Genomic DNA, 14918 nt, shown 5'->3' with positions numbered 1-14918 from the left:
TTGGTGTAATTATGGTTAACGCAGTGCTTACGTTTATAGTTAATTCAACATAAACATACCCGGGTCAGCCCAGACATCGGGTCACTTGCGGCTTCAGTGCCCGAGTACGAAAGCCATCAACGGCGATTCCGGAAAGGCCATGAAAGCAGCAGCACCGATAGCGATTCCGTAGGGGATCTTCTTGGCATGCATCATGGTTGCAGGAATGCGAAGTCCGGACGCCAGGATCATGTTGTTGTTGGCACGAAGCGCGAGCACAACCAGGCTTAAAAGACCGCCGAACACCGAAACGTAAACGATATAGTGCATCAGCGAAGCGTTCATGCCGAACCAGACAGCGCTTGCAGTCAGGATCTTGGCATCGCCTCCGCCCATGATGTGAAGGGCAAAAAGAGCAAAGCAGACAGCAAAGACCGCGAGCCCAGCTCCGAGATGCAAGAGGATGTCATAGGGAGCAACGCCAGCAAACGGGGCAATGCACAGAAAAGAACCGATCAGGATGATCGACAGCCTGTTGGGGATCGTCATGGTCAACAGGTCGCTGAAGGCAGCCATGGCCATGCACAGGGGAAACACAACGAGGATTGCCGCTTCGATCATGATTTTAATCCAAACGCTCTGATCATGCTTGTCCACCGCATGGGTGTCCGACCGGGCAACAGGGTGGAGGCGGTCCGCCGGTCGTTGGTTCAGTTCAGATTCAACTGTCCAGCCAGGCCGTTGAACTGATTATCAAGCGCGTTACCGAGAGTGCCAGCGCCCGTCAGCATCGCAACCGCGATGAGTGCGGTGATGAGACCATATTCGACGGCTGTAGCACCGGACTTGTCTTTGAGAAGGCGGGCGACAACTGAAGCCATGCAAGTCTCCATCGGTTTGAGGCGCGTTCAATCGACCTCGGGGGATGTGTCGCTTTTAACAAAGCTCCGTTGAATGTTGTTTAACGTGGCTGGTTAATTGCGCATGAACCTTGTTGTCCGAACCGGCCGGGATTGTCCTGTAGAGATCCATCAGGCGCATGAGCGGACGATCAAACGCATAATGGCCCGCCGGATGGCGGGCCACTATGGCGAAGTGCATAACTCAGGATCAGCCGGTGTAGTTCAGCTTGCCAGAGAGAGCGTTGAACTGGTTGTCCAGAGCGTTGCCGAGGGCGCCGGCACCGGTGATCAATGCAACAGAGATAAGAGCGGCGATGAGGCCATATTCGATAGCCGTGGCGCCAGACTCATCCTTCATGAAACGTGCGAAAATTGCGGACATCGTTGTCTCCTTGTAAAACTGGTTCAGCACTTCCGCCAACTGTTTCCCGTTGATCGGATGAGCACAGATTACATGGGGGTACTTGCGACCTCCTTAAGGATTTCGGTTACTAAAACATGAATCGCTCGGAAGTTCTGGCTTGGTGAAAGATCTGTTTATCGGAAACATCAAAATAGAAATGTCATTTGATAAATATATGAAAGTAAAGAGTGAAGCGGAGGCGAAAGCCGGTCCGGGTAGGGTTTTTATGATCGCGATGACCCTGTTTGCCTAGTCAAAACGCGCGCCCATCGGGCCAGATGGTCGTTTCTGCCGCCCCTATTTGTAAGGGGTGTTTAATAAGGGGATCTCGGTTTTGGACATGAATGCAGAAAATTTGGCGGGCTTAAAGCTTCCTTCACCAATCCCGTCCATCCTTTGTTGAGGTAAACGATCCGGAAACTTGGCATGCGTTGTCTATCGTCATCGAGAACGGCTGTGCGAAAGCTCAAACTGGCCACATTGGCGATCATGGTCGCTGCGTCCATGAGTTCCGTCACGCGTGCTGAAGACGGCATGCTGCGCGTCTATATCAATCACGCCAAGATCCTGAAACTGGATCGGCCGGTATCCAAGGTGATCGTCGGCAATGCAAAGGTTGCCGATGCGACGGTCGCTGATGCGAAAACCATCGTTCTGACCGGCAAAGCCTTTGGAACCACCAATCTCGTGCTGCTCGATGTCGAAGGAAATGCGCTTCTCGACGAGCGTATCCTGGTCTCCATCGATGAAGGCAACACCGTGCGTATGTATAAGCAGACATCGCGTACGGTTCTTTCCTGCACGCCTTCCTGTGAAGAGCACCAGGCGCTCGAAAGCTCTACAGAGTAATCCCGCGCGCGAAACGCTTTTCGATGACCGTAGGGAAGGCATGCCTTTCCTGAAGATGAACCGATTGGTTCAAATTCGCTCGTTTTCAGGAACCTCGATTTAACAGCCAGCCATTAGATTTCTCTGACATACCATCTGGTAGGACTGAGAGATGAATTGGCGGCGACGACAATCGACCCATGCGTTCAGCGGCCTGATCAAAGGCTTTCGGAGGAATCGTGAGGGGGCTGCGGCCCTCGAATTTGCGATTCTTGCTGTTCCGTTCCTCATGCTCACCTTTGCCACCTTCGAAACCTTTTTCGCATTCGCCGGCGAACAGGTGCTGGCAAATGCGGTGGAAACCATGTCGCGCAAGATCCGGACCGGAGAAATCACATTCGCGCAGGGCAAGGCGACCGATATGACCGAGGTGGAGTTCCGCGAAGCTTTTTGCGAGGAAATCGCCGTCTTCAACATGTGCTCCGACAGTGAAGCCGCATCGCCGGACAAACTGCATATCGATGTCCGTCAGTTCTCCTCATTTGGCGATATGCCGCGGCAGATCCCGAAGGTCTCGACGGCCGATTATGCGGATCTTGATACGACGGGCTTCGGCTTTTCCCCGGGTGGACCGAACTCGATCAACATGGTTCGGGCCTTTTATCGCTGGCAGATCATCACGGATATCATTCGCCCCTATGTGACCACCATTCGTCCGGAGGGGGATCCTCTGCCAACTGATTATCTGATGGTGTCAACAGCAGCGATCCAGAACGAGGAATATGAATGAGTATCCGTCGCCTCTCGTCTGTGACTCATGCTCTGGGATGGTTCAAGGCTCGCAATCGGGCCGCTCGAAAGGTGTCAGCCCGCCTCAAGGGCGACAGGACAGGCGCTGCGGCCATAGAATTTGCCATCATCGCGCCCATCCTCATCGGCATCTATATCAGCGCCTATGAGGTCACGGCAGGCTACTCGACGGCCCGCAACGTTCTGAAAGCGGCCGGCACGGTTGCCGATGTCGTCACACGACAGCCAACCGTCAGCAAGACATTCCTTTCGCAGATGTTCGATGCGGCCGAAGCGACGATTGCGCCGCACAGTGCGACCGGCATGACGATGAAGGTGAGCGGCATCACAATCGACAGCGCCGGCAATGCCCGGGTCCTCTGGTCGTGGAACCAGGATGGTGGCGTGCCCTATTCCGCAGGGTCGACGGCACCGGTTCCCGATGACATGCAGTCACCATCATCGTTTTTGGTGCGGGCGGAGATCAGTCTTCCGCACACGATGCTCCTGTTTCTCGGATCGGAATCCGAAACCCGATCCGTCACGATCCGACGGGAATTCTATTACCGGCAACGTCTCGGAGCCGAGATTCTCTGCTCCGACTGTTCCTGACGCCAGCCGATCTCCCAATCCGATTGCAAAAATCCTGACATCGTTTTAGTCAGGATCAGCACAAATCGTCGGGGCCCTGGCCAATCTGCCGCCCGACCGGGGAGGTTGGTATGGCGCGCGCAATGTTGTTTGTTCTCGACAGTTTCGGTATCGGCAACGCGCCGGATGCCGAGCGTTACGGGGATCTAGGGTCGGATACGCTCGGCCATATTGCCGAGTTCTGCGCGAGTGGCGCCGGCGACCGCGAGGGATTGCGCCAAGGACCGCTCCATCTGCCTAACCTGACGTCGCTCGGTCTGGTCGATGCGCATCTGCTGGCATCCGGCTATGTGCCGGCCGGCATGCAGAAACCCGACAAGACGGTTGGCGCATACGCTGCTGCCTGCGAAACTTCGCGTGGCAAGGATACGCCATCCGGCCATTGGGAAATCGCCGGTACCCCTGTCATGTTCGACTGGGGATATTTCCCCGAGGGTGAAACCGCCTTTGCGTCCGATCTTGTGGCTACAATCGTTGCGGAATGCCAGCTGCCCGGCATTCTCGGCAATTGTCATGCGTCCGGAACCGAAATCATCGCGCGTTTCGGCGAGGAGCATATGCGGACCGGCAAGCCGATCTGCTACACTTCTTCGGACTCGGTCTTTCAGATCGCGGCCCATGAGAGGACGTTCGGCCTCGAGCGGTTGATTGCCATGTGCGAGACGGTGCGCAAGATCCTCGATCCGCTCAACATCGGTCGCGTCATTGCCAGACCCTTCATCGGCGAAAGCCGTGATACGTTCGAACGGACCGGAAATCGCCGCGATTTTTCGGTCCTGCCGCCCGAACCCACATTGCTCGACCGGCTGGTGGCGGCCGGGCGCAAGGTCCATGCCGTTGGCAAGATCGGTGATATCTTCGCCCATCAGGGCATTTCGACACTGACCAAGGCCAACGGCAATATGGCGCTTTTCGATGCCACGCTCGCCACCATGGACAAGGCGGAAGAGGGCGATCTCGTTTTCACGAATTTCGTCGATTTCGACATGCTCTATGGCCATCGCCGTGATGTCCCGGGTTACGCTGCCGCACTTGAAGCTTTTGACCGGCGTCTGCCGGAAATCGCCCGGCGCATGCGACCGCACGATCTAGTGATCCTGACAGCCGATCATGGCTGCGATCCCACCTGGCGCGGGACCGATCACACACGCGAAAAGGTTCCCGTTCTCGCTTTCGGCCCGACGACGCCGGCCGGCTCGCACGGCATTCTGGAGAGCTTCTCCGATATCGGCGAAACCATTGCCAAACATCTCGGGATCGAGCCGGGCAAGTATGGAAAGTCGTTCCTATGACGCAGCATCTGAAGAAGGCCGAACTGCATTGTCATATCGAGGGCGCGGCAGCGCCGCAGCTGGTGCTGGCGCAGGCGCGCAAGTACAACGAACCGACGGAAAGCTTCATCCGGGATGGGTCCTACATCTGGAACGACTTCACGACCTTTCTCCACGCCTATGATTCCGCCTCCAAACTCTTCCGTACCGAGGAGGATTTCGCGCTGCTGGCGGAAACGTACCTGACGGAGCTTGCCGAAGCAGGAACCATATTCTCGGAACTGTTCGTGTCGCCCGATCATGGTGAAGCATCAGGCCTTGGTGCCGAAGCCTATATCCGAGGACTTGGTGCCGGCATGGAGCGCGCCCGCCAACGGTTCGGCATCGAAAGCCGGATGACAGTCATCGGCGTTCGCCATCTTGGGGCCGAGCGTGTCATCGCTGCCGCCGAGTTTGCCGCACGGCGGCCCCATCCGCTGATCAGCGGTTTCAACATGGCGGGCGACGAACGCATGTTCCATGTGCGGGATTTCGTCCCCGCCTTCGATATCGCGCGCGATGCCGGTCTCGGGATTACCATTCATGCCGGCGAGCTTTGCGGCGCCTATTCGGTGCGCGATGCGCTGGATTATGTGAAGCCAAGCCGGATCGGGCATGGGGTTCGCGCCGTCGAGGATATGGCACTGGTGGAGCGGATCCGCGATGAGGGGGTGGTTCTGGAAGTCTGTCCGGGATCGAACATCGCGCTTTCTGTCTTTCCGAGCTTCAAGGCGCATCCGCTGCGGCTGTTCGTCGACATGGGTCTGAAGGTGACGCTGAATTCCGATGATCCACCATTCTTTCATTCCTCGCTGGCCCGCGAATATGAAATCGCATCGACCGAGATGGGATTTTCCGATCAGGAGATCAACCAGATGACGCGGACCGCCATCGAGGCGGCCTTTGTGGACGAAGAAACCCGAAATCGGCTTCTTCAGCGGCTTTGAGCGCGAAAACTGGGGCAAAAACCGTTCGGCTCTTGCGGCTGGGATTGCGGCGTGAAAAGAAGAATTTCGGCAAACTTTCGGGAAGGCACCTCCATGGACGGCGTAACGGTCATCAATCATCCGCTCGTGCAGCACAAGCTGACCATCATGCGCAAGAAGGAGACCTCTACGGCTGGCTTTCGTCGCCTGCTGCGCGAGATCTCGACGCTTCTGTGTTACGAGGTGACCCGCGATCTCGAGCTCACATTCGAAGAGATCGAGACCCCGCTCGAGACGATGAACGCCCCTATTCTCGAAGGCAAGAAGCTCGTTTTTGCCTCGATCTTGCGCGCCGGAAACGGTTTGCTGGAAGGCATGCTCGATCTCGTGCCCTCGGCACGCGTCTCCCATATCGGTGTCTATCGCGATCATGAGACGCTGAAGCCGGTCGAATATTATTTCAAGGCGCCCGAGGATATCAACGAGCGTCTGGTGATCGTGGTCGATCCGATGCTGGCAACGGGCAATTCGTCGATCGCGGCCATCGACAAGCTCAAGGAGCGTGGTGCGACCAACATCCGTTTCCTCTGCCTTTTGGCCGCACCCGAGGGTATCCGCAATTTCCACGCGTCGCACCCGGACATTCCCGTCTATACCGCTTCGATCGACAGCCATCTCAACGAGAAAGGCTATATCGTGCCGGGTCTCGGCGATGCCGGTGACCGCATGTACGGCACAAAATAAACGATCATAAACCGTTAACCGAATGTCCAGATAAACGGCGACGACCCTGGTCTGTCGCCGTTTCGTTTACCATTGCATCAGCGCCTTCGAATAGAATGGCGAGATGTTATCGAATGGGAACGAAGAACCATGATTGGACGCGCGCTGCTCATCTGGTCGTCAGCAATTGTGATTGCCGTCAATGTGCCGACCATCATCGGGCTGCCCAAAAAGCAGGAACCGACTGCGGCCATGCAGGCACATGTGACCGATGCGTCGGCACCGGTCGAGCGTTCCTATGTCGTCAAGGCCAACGCGGAAGGACATTTCGAGGGTCGGTTCCGGCTCAATGGCAAGCCGATCGCCGCCATCGTCGATACCGGTGCCACCTTCGTAACCCTGAATGAAACGGCGGCGCGCAACCTCGGTTACGGTGGAAATGAACTGCGTTTCCGCTACGATGTCACGACAGCCAATGGCAAGGTCAAGGCCGCGCGTATCACGCTGAAATCGGTCGAGATCGGCACCGTACAGGTACGCAATGTCGATGCTCTCGTCATTCGCGACAAGTCGCTCAAGGCCACGCTGATAGGCATGAGCTTCATGAAGAAACTGGGTTCCTACCGAGCCGACAATGATGAGCTGAAGCTCATCAACTGATCCGCTCGAGCACCACAGGGCGCCGCTTCTGCGGCCCATCGGCAAGCGTTGCCGCAGAAATAAAATCCGCAATGGCCCGCTCGGCCGCCGCGTCGTCGGCGGCATGAACCATCGCGAGCGGCTCGCCCTTTTCCACTCTCGAAGAGATCGGATGGATGGCGCTGAAGCCGGTCCGGTGATCGATATGGTCATCGGGGCGTAATCTCCCGCCACCCAGACCGATCACCGCCAGCCCGATCGCGCGCGTCGCATAGGCTGAAACGAAACCGGCCTTCGGCGCCGGAACCGGACGGATGACCGGCGCCTTCGGCAGATAGTCACGCCATTGATCGAGGAAATCCTCTGGCCCGCCAAGCGCCGTCACCATGCGGCCGAAAAGCGCCCGCGCTTCGCCTGAATCGAGTGCGGCGTTGGCTTTGGCCAGAGCGCTTTCTGTATCGGCAGCAAGCCCGGCATTCACGAGCATATCGGCTGCAAGCGCCATGACCGCCTCATGGGCCCGCGTTCCATTCATCTCGCCTTCCAGAAACGCCATCGCATGCGCGATTTCCAGCGCATTGCCGGCGCAATCGGCCAAGGGCTCGTTCATGTCGGTAATCAGGGCGGAGGTTTTTACACCGGCACCGTTGGCGACATCCACGATCGAGCGTGCAAGCGTGCGGGCTTCCTCCATGCTCTGCATGAAGGCGCCATTGCCAACCTTGATGTCCATCGTCAGCGACTGAAGCCCGCCGGCCAGCTTTTTCGACAGGATCGAGCCGGTGATCAGCGGCACGGATTCGACAGTCGCCGTCACGTCGCGGATCGCATAGAGACGCTTGTCGGCAGGCGCGATCTCGCCGGTCTGGCCGATGATGGCGCAGCCGATTGTCTTGACCGTGTCGTGAAAGAGCTGAGGCGAAGGGTAGGGGTTGTAGCCGGGAATGGATTCGAGCTTGTCCAGCGTGCCGCCGGTATGGCCGAGGCCACGGCCGGAAATCATCGGCACGGCCAATCCGCAGGCGGCAACAATGGGCGCCAGCATCAATGAGACATTGTCGCCGACGCCACCGGTCGAATGCTTGTCGCCCACCGGGCGCGCAACATCTGACCAGCTCATCACGGTGCCGGAATCGCGCATGGCGAGGGTCAGCGCCACGGTTTCCTCCCGGCTCATGCCGCGAAAATAGACAGCCATCGCAAAGGCCGCGACCTGGCCCTCGGTGATGCGGTTGTCCGAAAGGCCTTTGACGAAATCCGCGATATCGGAAGCCGAAAGCGTTTCCCCGTTCCGCTTGGCGCGGATGATTTCCTGCGGGATCATATGTCCTCCAGACGGATCAAAGCCCGTCGGCAATCATGGCAGTCAGAATCTCGGCCAGACGTCGGCCGCCGATCGGCGCCATTTCCTTGGTTTCCTCATGGCTCAGTTCACCGCCTGTCATGCCGGCGCCGTAGTTGGTGACGACCGAAGCGGCGGCCACACGCATGTCGAGGAACCGCGCCAGAATGACTTCCGGCACTGTGGACATGCCGACGGCATCGGCACCCAGAATGCGGGCCATGCGGATTTCGGCAGGTGTCTCGAAGCTGGGGCCTGAGAACCACATGTAAACGCCCGATGCGAGCGGGATACCGAGCTTGTCTGCAGCCTTTTGCATGCGGTCGGCCAGATCGACATCATAGGCCTGCGTCATGCCAACGAAACGGCGGTCGCTCTCTTCGCCGATCAGCGGGTTGTAGCCGGAATAGTTGATATGGTCGGAAATGCGCATCACCGAGCCCGGCGGCAGGTCTTCGCGCAGCGAGCCGGCCGAGTTGGTGAGGATCAGGTTTTCGATGCCGAGCGCTTTCAGCGTCTCGATCGGGCCGCGCATCACGGCTGCATCGCCCTTCTCGTAATAATGGACGCGGCCCGACAGCATGATGACCGGTCGGCCGGATAGAAGCCCGGTTACGACCTCGCCGGCATGGCCCGACACCGAGCCGACCGGAAACCCCGGCAGGTCTGCAAAGGCGATCCGTTTGGCATTCTCGATCCCGGCGACAAGGGTTCCGAGGCCAGAACCGAGAATGATAGCGGTCTTCGGCTGTAGATCGCCGAGATTGGCGCGAATGATGTCGACGGCACTCATCCCAGCACCTCGGTTTCAAACGAGAAGGGAAGCAGTTCGTCCATGGTCATCGTCTTCTTCACGCCGACTTCATCGCAGAGATGGATCAGCGTCGTCTTGTCCGCGAACTCGGAAATCTTCTGCCGGCAGCCACCGCACGGCGGGCAGAGTGCAAGCTTTTCGGCAATCACGGCCATCTCCACGATCTTGCGACCGCCGCCCATGATCATCGCACCGATCGCGGTCGGCTCGGCGCACCAGCCCTGCGGGAAGGAGAGGTTCTCGATGTTGGCGCCGAGATAGACCTTGCCGTCATCGGCGAGGATGGCGGCGCCGACCGGAAACTTGGAATAGGGCGAGTAGCTCTTTTCCATTGCGGTGCGTGCCGCATCGAACAGCATGTCGGTGACAGCCATCTTACCGCTCCTTCACGTAAGGATTGCCCGAAGCCCGTGGCGGGGTGGCCTTGCCGATGAAGCCGGCGAGCAGCACCACGGTCAGGATGTAGGGCAGGGCCTGCCACAGCTGAACCGGGATCGATCCGACCAGCGGAACCGTCTTGCCCTGCATGGCAATCGAAAGCGAATCGAGAAGCCCGAACAGCAGGCAGGTGAAGAGAATGTTCTTCGGTCGCCAGTTGGCGAAGACGAGTGCCGCCAGCGCAATGAAGCCCTTGCCTGCCGACATGCCCTTGGTGAATCCGGCGCTGACAGCCATCGAGAGGAAGGCACCCGCCAGACCGGCCATGACGCCGCCGAGCAGAACCGCCATATAGCGCATCCGGACCACCGAAATACCGGCTGTATCGACGGCGCCGGGATTTTCGCCGACCGCGCGCAGTCGGAGACCGAACCTTGTGCGGTAGAGGATCCACCAGCTGATCGGAATCATCGCATAGGCGAAATAGGTCAGAAGAAAATGGCCGGAGAGCAGCTGCGAATAGATCTGGCCGATCACCGGTACGTCACGAAGCGCGTCGGCAAAGGGCAGGGTGATCGGGTTGAGCTTGGCATCGGCAGGAAGGGAAGGCGTGCGCCCGGCCATATTGAACCAGGCATTGCCGATGATCACCGTCGCGCCGGCTGCGATGAAATTGATCGCGGTGCCCGAGACGATCTGGTTGCCACGCTGCGAGATCGAGGCATAGCCATGCACGCCGGAGAACAGGAGCGACGCCACGATGGCAGCCACGACGCCCAGTGTGGCATTGCCGGTAACGGCAGCCCCGGACGCGCCGGCAAAGGCCGCAGCAAGCAGCTTGCCTTCAAGCCCGATATCCACGACGCCCGATCGTTCGGCAAAGAGACCGGCGAGTGCTGTGAGGATCAGCGGCACCGACATGCGGATGGTCGATTGCAGGATGGAAATGATCCAGTCGATGTTTTCCATGGCTCAGGCTCCTGCGGCTTCGGTTTCTGTCGCTTCGGCCCTTGCCCGCGCGAACAAGGCCGTGATGGCGGGCCGGAACATGTGCTCAAGAGCGCCTGCAAACAGGATGACCAGACCCTGGATCACCACGATCATGTCACGCGAGATATTGGGCATGTCGAAAGCGATCTCGGCGCCGCCCTGATAGAGCATGCCGAACAGGATCGAGGCGAGCACGATGCCGATCGGATGCGAGCGGCCCATCAGCGCCACGGCAATGCCGACGAAACCGGCACCGGCAACAAAATCTTGCTGGATACGGAACTGGTCACCCATGATCGAGTTGATGGCCAGCATGCCGGAGAGCCCACCGGAGATCAGCATCGAAACGATGATGATCTTCTTCTCGGAAATGCCGGCAAAGCGCGCAGCGCCGGCCGAATTGCCGAGTGTGCGCATTTCATAGCCGAGCCGTGTCCGCCAGATCAGAACCCAGACGAGGAACGATACGGCAAGCGCCAACAGGAAGGACATGTTGAACGGTGCGGCACGGATGTTGAGGCCGAACATTGCCAGCAACCAGTCGAGCTTCGGCAATTGCCCGCCTTCGGCAAACGTGCGCGATTGCAGGGCCATCGAGCCGACCGGTTTGTAGACATTGAGAAGAAGCCACAGCATCAACTGGTTGGCGAGATAGTTGAACATGATCGTCGTGATGACGATGTGGCTGCCGCGATAGGCTTGCAGCCAGGCGGGAACAAGCGCCCAGAGCGCGCCGGTAATCGCGCTGCCGGCAATGGCAAGCGGAAAGACGATGTACCAGGGCAGGCTGTTGTCGAAAGCCAGGCAGGCCGCCGCAACGCCGATGCCGCCAATATAGGCCTGGCCTTCGACGCCGATGTTGAACAGGCCAGCGTGAAAGGCGACGGCCACGGCAAGGCCGGCAAAAATGAAATTGGTGGCATAAAACAGCGTATAGCCGATGCCTTCACCCGAACCGAATGCGCCCGACACCATGAGATAGGCAGCCCGCAACGGGTTTTCCCCGGCGAACACGACCACCAGCCCTGCCACGAGAAAGGCAATCACGAGGTTGACCAGCGGCACCAGGCCATATTCCGCCCAGGCGGGCAGTTTTACGAATGGCGCGCTCATTCGGCTGCCTCCTTCTTGTCTTCGACACCGGCCATGAGCAGGCCCAGTTCCCCTTCCGGCGTATCAGGCGAACGTTCGCCGACGATGCGTCCGGCAAACATCACCAGAACACGGTCCGATAGCGAACGGATTTCATCGAGCTCGACAGAGACGAGCAGGATCGCCTTGCCCTGGTCGCGCATCTGGATGATGCGCTTGTGAATGAATTCGATGGCACCGACATCGACGCCGCGGGTCGGCTGACCGATGATGAGAACGGAGGGATCCTGTTCCATCTCGCGCGCCAGCACGATTTTCTGTTGGTTGCCCCCGGAAAAATTCGCCGTTTTCAGCCGCGGATTGGGCGGGCGGATGTCATATTGCTCGATCTTCTTCTGCGCATCGGCGCGGATGGCGTTGATGTCGAGCAGCCAGCCCTTGGTATATTCGGGATCGTTGTGATAGCCGAGAATGGCATTCTCGCTTTCCTCGAACTTCAGCACGAGGCCGGTATGGTGGCGGTCTTCCGGCACATGGGCGAGGCCGCGCTTGCGCAGTTTGGCCGGGCTCGCCTTGCCGGTCACATCGACAGGCTCGCCGTTCAAGGTCACCGTTCCACCGGCGGCGCGACGCATGCCGGCTATGGCTTCCAGAAGCTCCGACTGGCCGTTGCCTGCGACGCCTGCGACGCCAACGATCTCGCCGGCGCGCACGTCGAACGAGACATTGTCGACCATCGTCACGCCACGGCCATCCTTGACCGTGAGGTTGCGAACCGAAAGCTTGACGTCGCCCGGATGGGACTCGCCTTTCGGCACATGCAGCAGCACGTGACGGCCCACCATCAGCTCGGCCAGCTCTTCGACATTGGTCTTTGAAGTCGTGCGGGTGGCGACGATCTCGCCGCGTCGCATCACCGACACTTCGTCGGTGACGGCCATGATCTCGCGCAGCTTGTGGGTGATGAGCAGGATCGTCTTTCCCTGGTTCTTCAACTGACCGAGAATGCGGAACAGATGATCCGCTTCCGCCGGGGTCAGAACGCCCGTCGGCTCGTCAAGAATGAGGATCTCGGCACCGCGATAGAGCGCCTTCAGAATCTCGACGCGCTGCTGGATGCCGACGGGAAGCTCCTCGATCACCGCATCGGGATCGACTTCCATCTCATATTCGTCTTCGAGGCGCTTGAGGGCCTGGCGGGCGGTGACGATGCCCTTGTTGAGGATTTCGCTTTCCTCGGCGCCCAGCATCACATTCTCGAGAACCGTGAAATTTTCGACCAGCATGAAATGCTGGTGCACCATGCCGATGCCCGAGGCGATGGCGGTCGAGGGCGACTTGATGTCGATCTTCTTTCCATCGATCAGGATTTCGCCCTTGTCGGCCTGGTAGAAACCGTAAAGGATCGACATGAGCGTGGATTTGCCAGCGCCGTTTTCACCAATGATCCCGTGGATTGTTCCCTTGCGGATCTTGATGTCGATGTTCTTGTTGGCATGCACCGGACCGAATTTCTTGTCGATGCCTTTGAGTTCGATTGCGAATTCGCTCATGACCACCCATATCGTAGCCCGCCGGCGACACTGCCGGTCGATCGGAAAAACCAGTCTTCAAGGTTCCGGACAGCTTGTCCAGCGCCTTTTGACCTAACAGGAGGGAAAGGCATGCGTCCCGAAGGCGATCCCTTGAGCGAGCGAATCACAAGTCTAGAAGAGGCCGCCGCACATCAGGCGCGAACCATCGAGGATCTGTCCTCGCAGCTTGCCGATCAGTGGAAGATCATCGATCAGCTGCAGTTGCGATTGACCCAGCTCACCGAACGATTCCAGTCGCTCGAAGATGTCGCTTTCGAAGCGGCTCCAGTGACACGTCCCCCGCATTACTGACACCGTCATTCCCGTCCCGGTAAAAAAAGACCCGTCCGCGAACTGCGGACGGGTCTTTTCATGCGCGATGGCTCAATAGGGGCACTTCTCGTCCGACATATAGTCGTGAACGGTCACGGCGCCGGAAATGATGTCGGCCTTCGCCTTTTCGACAGCTGCCAGCATGTCGGCAGACACGAGCGGTTTGTTGTTGTCGTCCATGGCGACGCCAACGCCTTCTTCCTTCAGGCCGAGCACCTGGATGTCAGCAACGAACTTGTCGTTCTTGACGTCGTTGAAAGCATTGTAGACGGCCACATCGACGCGCTTGAGCATCGAGGTGAGAACCTTGCCCGGCTGCAGGCCGTTCTGGTTGGAATCGACGCCGATGCCGAGCTTGCCGGCTTCTGCGGCTGCCTGGAGCACACCCACGCCCGTACCGCCGGCCGCATGATAGACAACGTCCGCGCCCTGGCTGATCTGCGACTTGGCGATTTCACCACCCTTGACCGGGTCGTTCCAGGCCGACGGATCCGAGCCGGTATAGGCTTCAAGAACCTTGGCATCCGGCTTCACCGACTTCACGCCGCCGAAATAGCCGCATGCGAACTTGTGGATGAGCGGGATATCCATGCCGCCAACGAAGCCGACGGTGTTGGACTTGGCGGCGATCGCGGCCATGACGCCGGCGAGGTAGGAGCCTTCCTGTTCCTTGAAGACGATCGACTTCACGTTCGGCTTGCCAGCGACGACCATGTCGATGATGGCAAACTTGGTGTCCGGATATTCGGCGGCTACCTTCTCGACGGCAGCAGCCCAGGAGAAGCCTGCCACGACGATCGGGTTGTTGCCGTCACCGGCGAACTTGCGCAGCGCCTGCTCGCGCTGGGCGTCATTGGCGATTTCGAATTCGCGGAAGGCGATGCCGGTGTCGGTGGTGAACTTCGTCGCGCCGTTGAAGGCAGCTTCATTGAACGACTTGTCGAACTTGCCGCCAAGGTCATAGATGATCGCTGGCTTGACATCAGCAGCCAGAGCGGAAACCGCCATGGAAGCCGTTGCCATGAGTGTCAGAAGAATCTTTTTCATTTTTATAGCCCTGTTTTGCGAACAAAATTGATCAGCCGATACCCGCGCCTATCCGCGAACCTCAACCCTCAGACGGTCTCATGCCTCCCGAGACCAGCCGAAGGCATCCTTGCATGGCTTCAGCAAAAATTCACCAAAAATTTTTCGCTTGGTAAAAAAAACTCATTGCACGGAAATTTTCTATCCCGTGCAATGAGT

General features: G+C 58.6%; 18 protein-coding genes. 8 read left to right on the top strand and 10 right to left on the bottom strand.

Translation table 11 applies throughout. The features are described 5' to 3' along the window. Window positions 1-93: 93 nt before the first annotated feature. The 3 genes from Q4481_RS19830 to Q4481_RS19820 all read right to left on the bottom strand — a co-directional run bounded on the left by Q4481_RS19830 (window position 94) and on the right by Q4481_RS19820 (window position 1263). Window positions 94-600 (bottom strand): A24 family peptidase, encoded by a 507-nt coding sequence (locus Q4481_RS19830; protein WP_304378132.1) that lies wholly within the window; start codon window positions 598-600, stop codon window positions 94-96. Between the two features lie 89 nt (window positions 601-689). Next, window positions 690-860 (bottom strand): Flp family type IVb pilin, encoded by a 171-nt coding sequence (locus tag Q4481_RS19825; RefSeq protein ID WP_304378131.1) that lies wholly within the window; start codon window positions 858-860, stop codon window positions 690-692. 229 nt (window positions 861-1089) lie between these two features. Then, window positions 1090-1263, bottom strand: coding sequence for a Flp family type IVb pilin (locus Q4481_RS19820; protein ID WP_304378130.1), 174 nt, complete (start codon window positions 1261-1263; stop codon window positions 1090-1092). A gap of 510 nt (window positions 1264-1773) precedes the next feature. Between Q4481_RS19820 and Q4481_RS19815 the strand changes: the two genes are divergently transcribed. From Q4481_RS19815 to Q4481_RS19785, 7 genes are all read left to right on the top strand, one after another. Further along, window positions 1774-2133, top strand: coding sequence for a pilus assembly protein N-terminal domain-containing protein (locus Q4481_RS19815; RefSeq protein ID WP_304378232.1), 360 nt, complete (start codon window positions 1774-1776; stop codon window positions 2131-2133). A gap of 151 nt (window positions 2134-2284) precedes the next feature. Next, entirely contained in the window at window positions 2285-2902 is a 618-nt protein-coding gene (locus Q4481_RS19810; protein ID WP_304378129.1) for a TadE/TadG family type IV pilus assembly protein, read from the top strand. Continuing rightward, window positions 2899-3513, top strand: coding sequence for a pilus assembly protein (locus Q4481_RS19805; protein ID WP_304378128.1), 615 nt, complete (start codon window positions 2899-2901; stop codon window positions 3511-3513). Before Q4481_RS19810 ends, Q4481_RS19805 begins: the two co-directional genes overlap by 4 nt. A 110-nt stretch (window positions 3514-3623) precedes the next feature. Then, a complete protein-coding gene (locus Q4481_RS19800; RefSeq protein WP_304378127.1) occupies window positions 3624-4844 on the top strand; it encodes a phosphopentomutase in 1221 nt (406 codons plus the stop codon). After that, window positions 4841-5809 (top strand): adenosine deaminase, encoded by a 969-nt coding sequence (locus tag Q4481_RS19795; protein WP_304378126.1) that lies wholly within the window; start codon window positions 4841-4843, stop codon window positions 5807-5809. The genes Q4481_RS19800 and Q4481_RS19795 overlap by 4 nt, the downstream gene beginning before the upstream one ends. Window positions 5810-5902: 93 nt before the next feature. Continuing rightward, entirely contained in the window at window positions 5903-6532 is a 630-nt protein-coding gene (upp, locus tag Q4481_RS19790; protein WP_304378231.1) for a uracil phosphoribosyltransferase, read from the top strand. Between the two features lie 129 nt (window positions 6533-6661). Further along, complete coding sequence (locus tag Q4481_RS19785; RefSeq protein ID WP_304378125.1) at window positions 6662-7171, top strand: TIGR02281 family clan AA aspartic protease; 510 nt, start codon at window positions 6662-6664, stop codon at window positions 7169-7171. On the opposite strand, the gene deoA is transcribed toward Q4481_RS19785, so the two are convergent. From deoA to Q4481_RS19755, 6 genes are read right to left on the bottom strand one after another with little or no spacing between them, the layout of a single operon-like run. Continuing rightward, window positions 7164-8474 (bottom strand): thymidine phosphorylase, encoded by a 1311-nt coding sequence (deoA, locus tag Q4481_RS19780; protein WP_304378124.1) that lies wholly within the window; start codon window positions 8472-8474, stop codon window positions 7164-7166. The two genes, Q4481_RS19785 and deoA, sit on opposite strands and share 8 nt — an antisense overlap. Before the next feature lie 16 nt (window positions 8475-8490). Next, window positions 8491-9285 (bottom strand): purine-nucleoside phosphorylase, encoded by a 795-nt coding sequence (locus Q4481_RS19775; protein WP_304378123.1) that lies wholly within the window; start codon window positions 9283-9285, stop codon window positions 8491-8493. Next, the gene (locus Q4481_RS19770; protein WP_304378122.1) at window positions 9282-9680 is read right to left on the bottom strand and encodes a cytidine deaminase; all 399 of its coding nucleotides are present in this window, start codon (window positions 9678-9680) and stop codon (window positions 9282-9284) included. The genes Q4481_RS19775 and Q4481_RS19770 overlap by 4 nt, the downstream gene beginning before the upstream one ends. Window position 9681: 1 nt before the next feature. After that, on the bottom strand, window positions 9682-10653 hold the full coding sequence (locus tag Q4481_RS19765) for an ABC transporter permease (protein ID WP_304378121.1): 972 nt from the start codon (window positions 10651-10653) through the stop codon (window positions 9682-9684). A 3-nt stretch (window positions 10654-10656) separates the two neighbouring features. Further along, complete coding sequence (locus tag Q4481_RS19760; RefSeq protein WP_304378120.1) at window positions 10657-11787, bottom strand: ABC transporter permease; 1131 nt, start codon at window positions 11785-11787, stop codon at window positions 10657-10659. Further along, on the bottom strand, window positions 11784-13319 hold the full coding sequence (locus tag Q4481_RS19755) for an ABC transporter ATP-binding protein (protein WP_304378119.1): 1536 nt from the start codon (window positions 13317-13319) through the stop codon (window positions 11784-11786). The genes Q4481_RS19760 and Q4481_RS19755 overlap by 4 nt, the downstream gene beginning before the upstream one ends. 111 nt (window positions 13320-13430) lie before the next feature. On the opposite strand from Q4481_RS19755, the gene Q4481_RS19750 reads away from it, so the two are divergent. Beyond that, a complete protein-coding gene (locus tag Q4481_RS19750) occupies window positions 13431-13652 on the top strand; it encodes a SlyX family protein (protein WP_304378118.1) in 222 nt (73 codons plus the stop codon). Between the two features lie 72 nt (window positions 13653-13724). On the opposite strand, the gene Q4481_RS19745 is transcribed toward Q4481_RS19750, so the two are convergent. After that, window positions 13725-14720: a BMP family lipoprotein gene (locus Q4481_RS19745; RefSeq protein ID WP_304378117.1), complete on the bottom strand. Its 996-nt coding sequence runs from the start codon at window positions 14718-14720 to the stop codon at window positions 13725-13727. Between the last annotated feature and the right edge of the window lie 198 nt (window positions 14721-14918).

The sequence above is a fragment of the Fluviirhizobium alvei genome (assembly GCF_030551875.1).
Classification (GTDB): domain Bacteria; phylum Pseudomonadota; class Alphaproteobacteria; order Rhizobiales; family Rhizobiaceae; genus Rhizobium_E; species Rhizobium_E alvei.
This window is presented reverse-complemented; position numbering and strand designations above follow the sequence as displayed.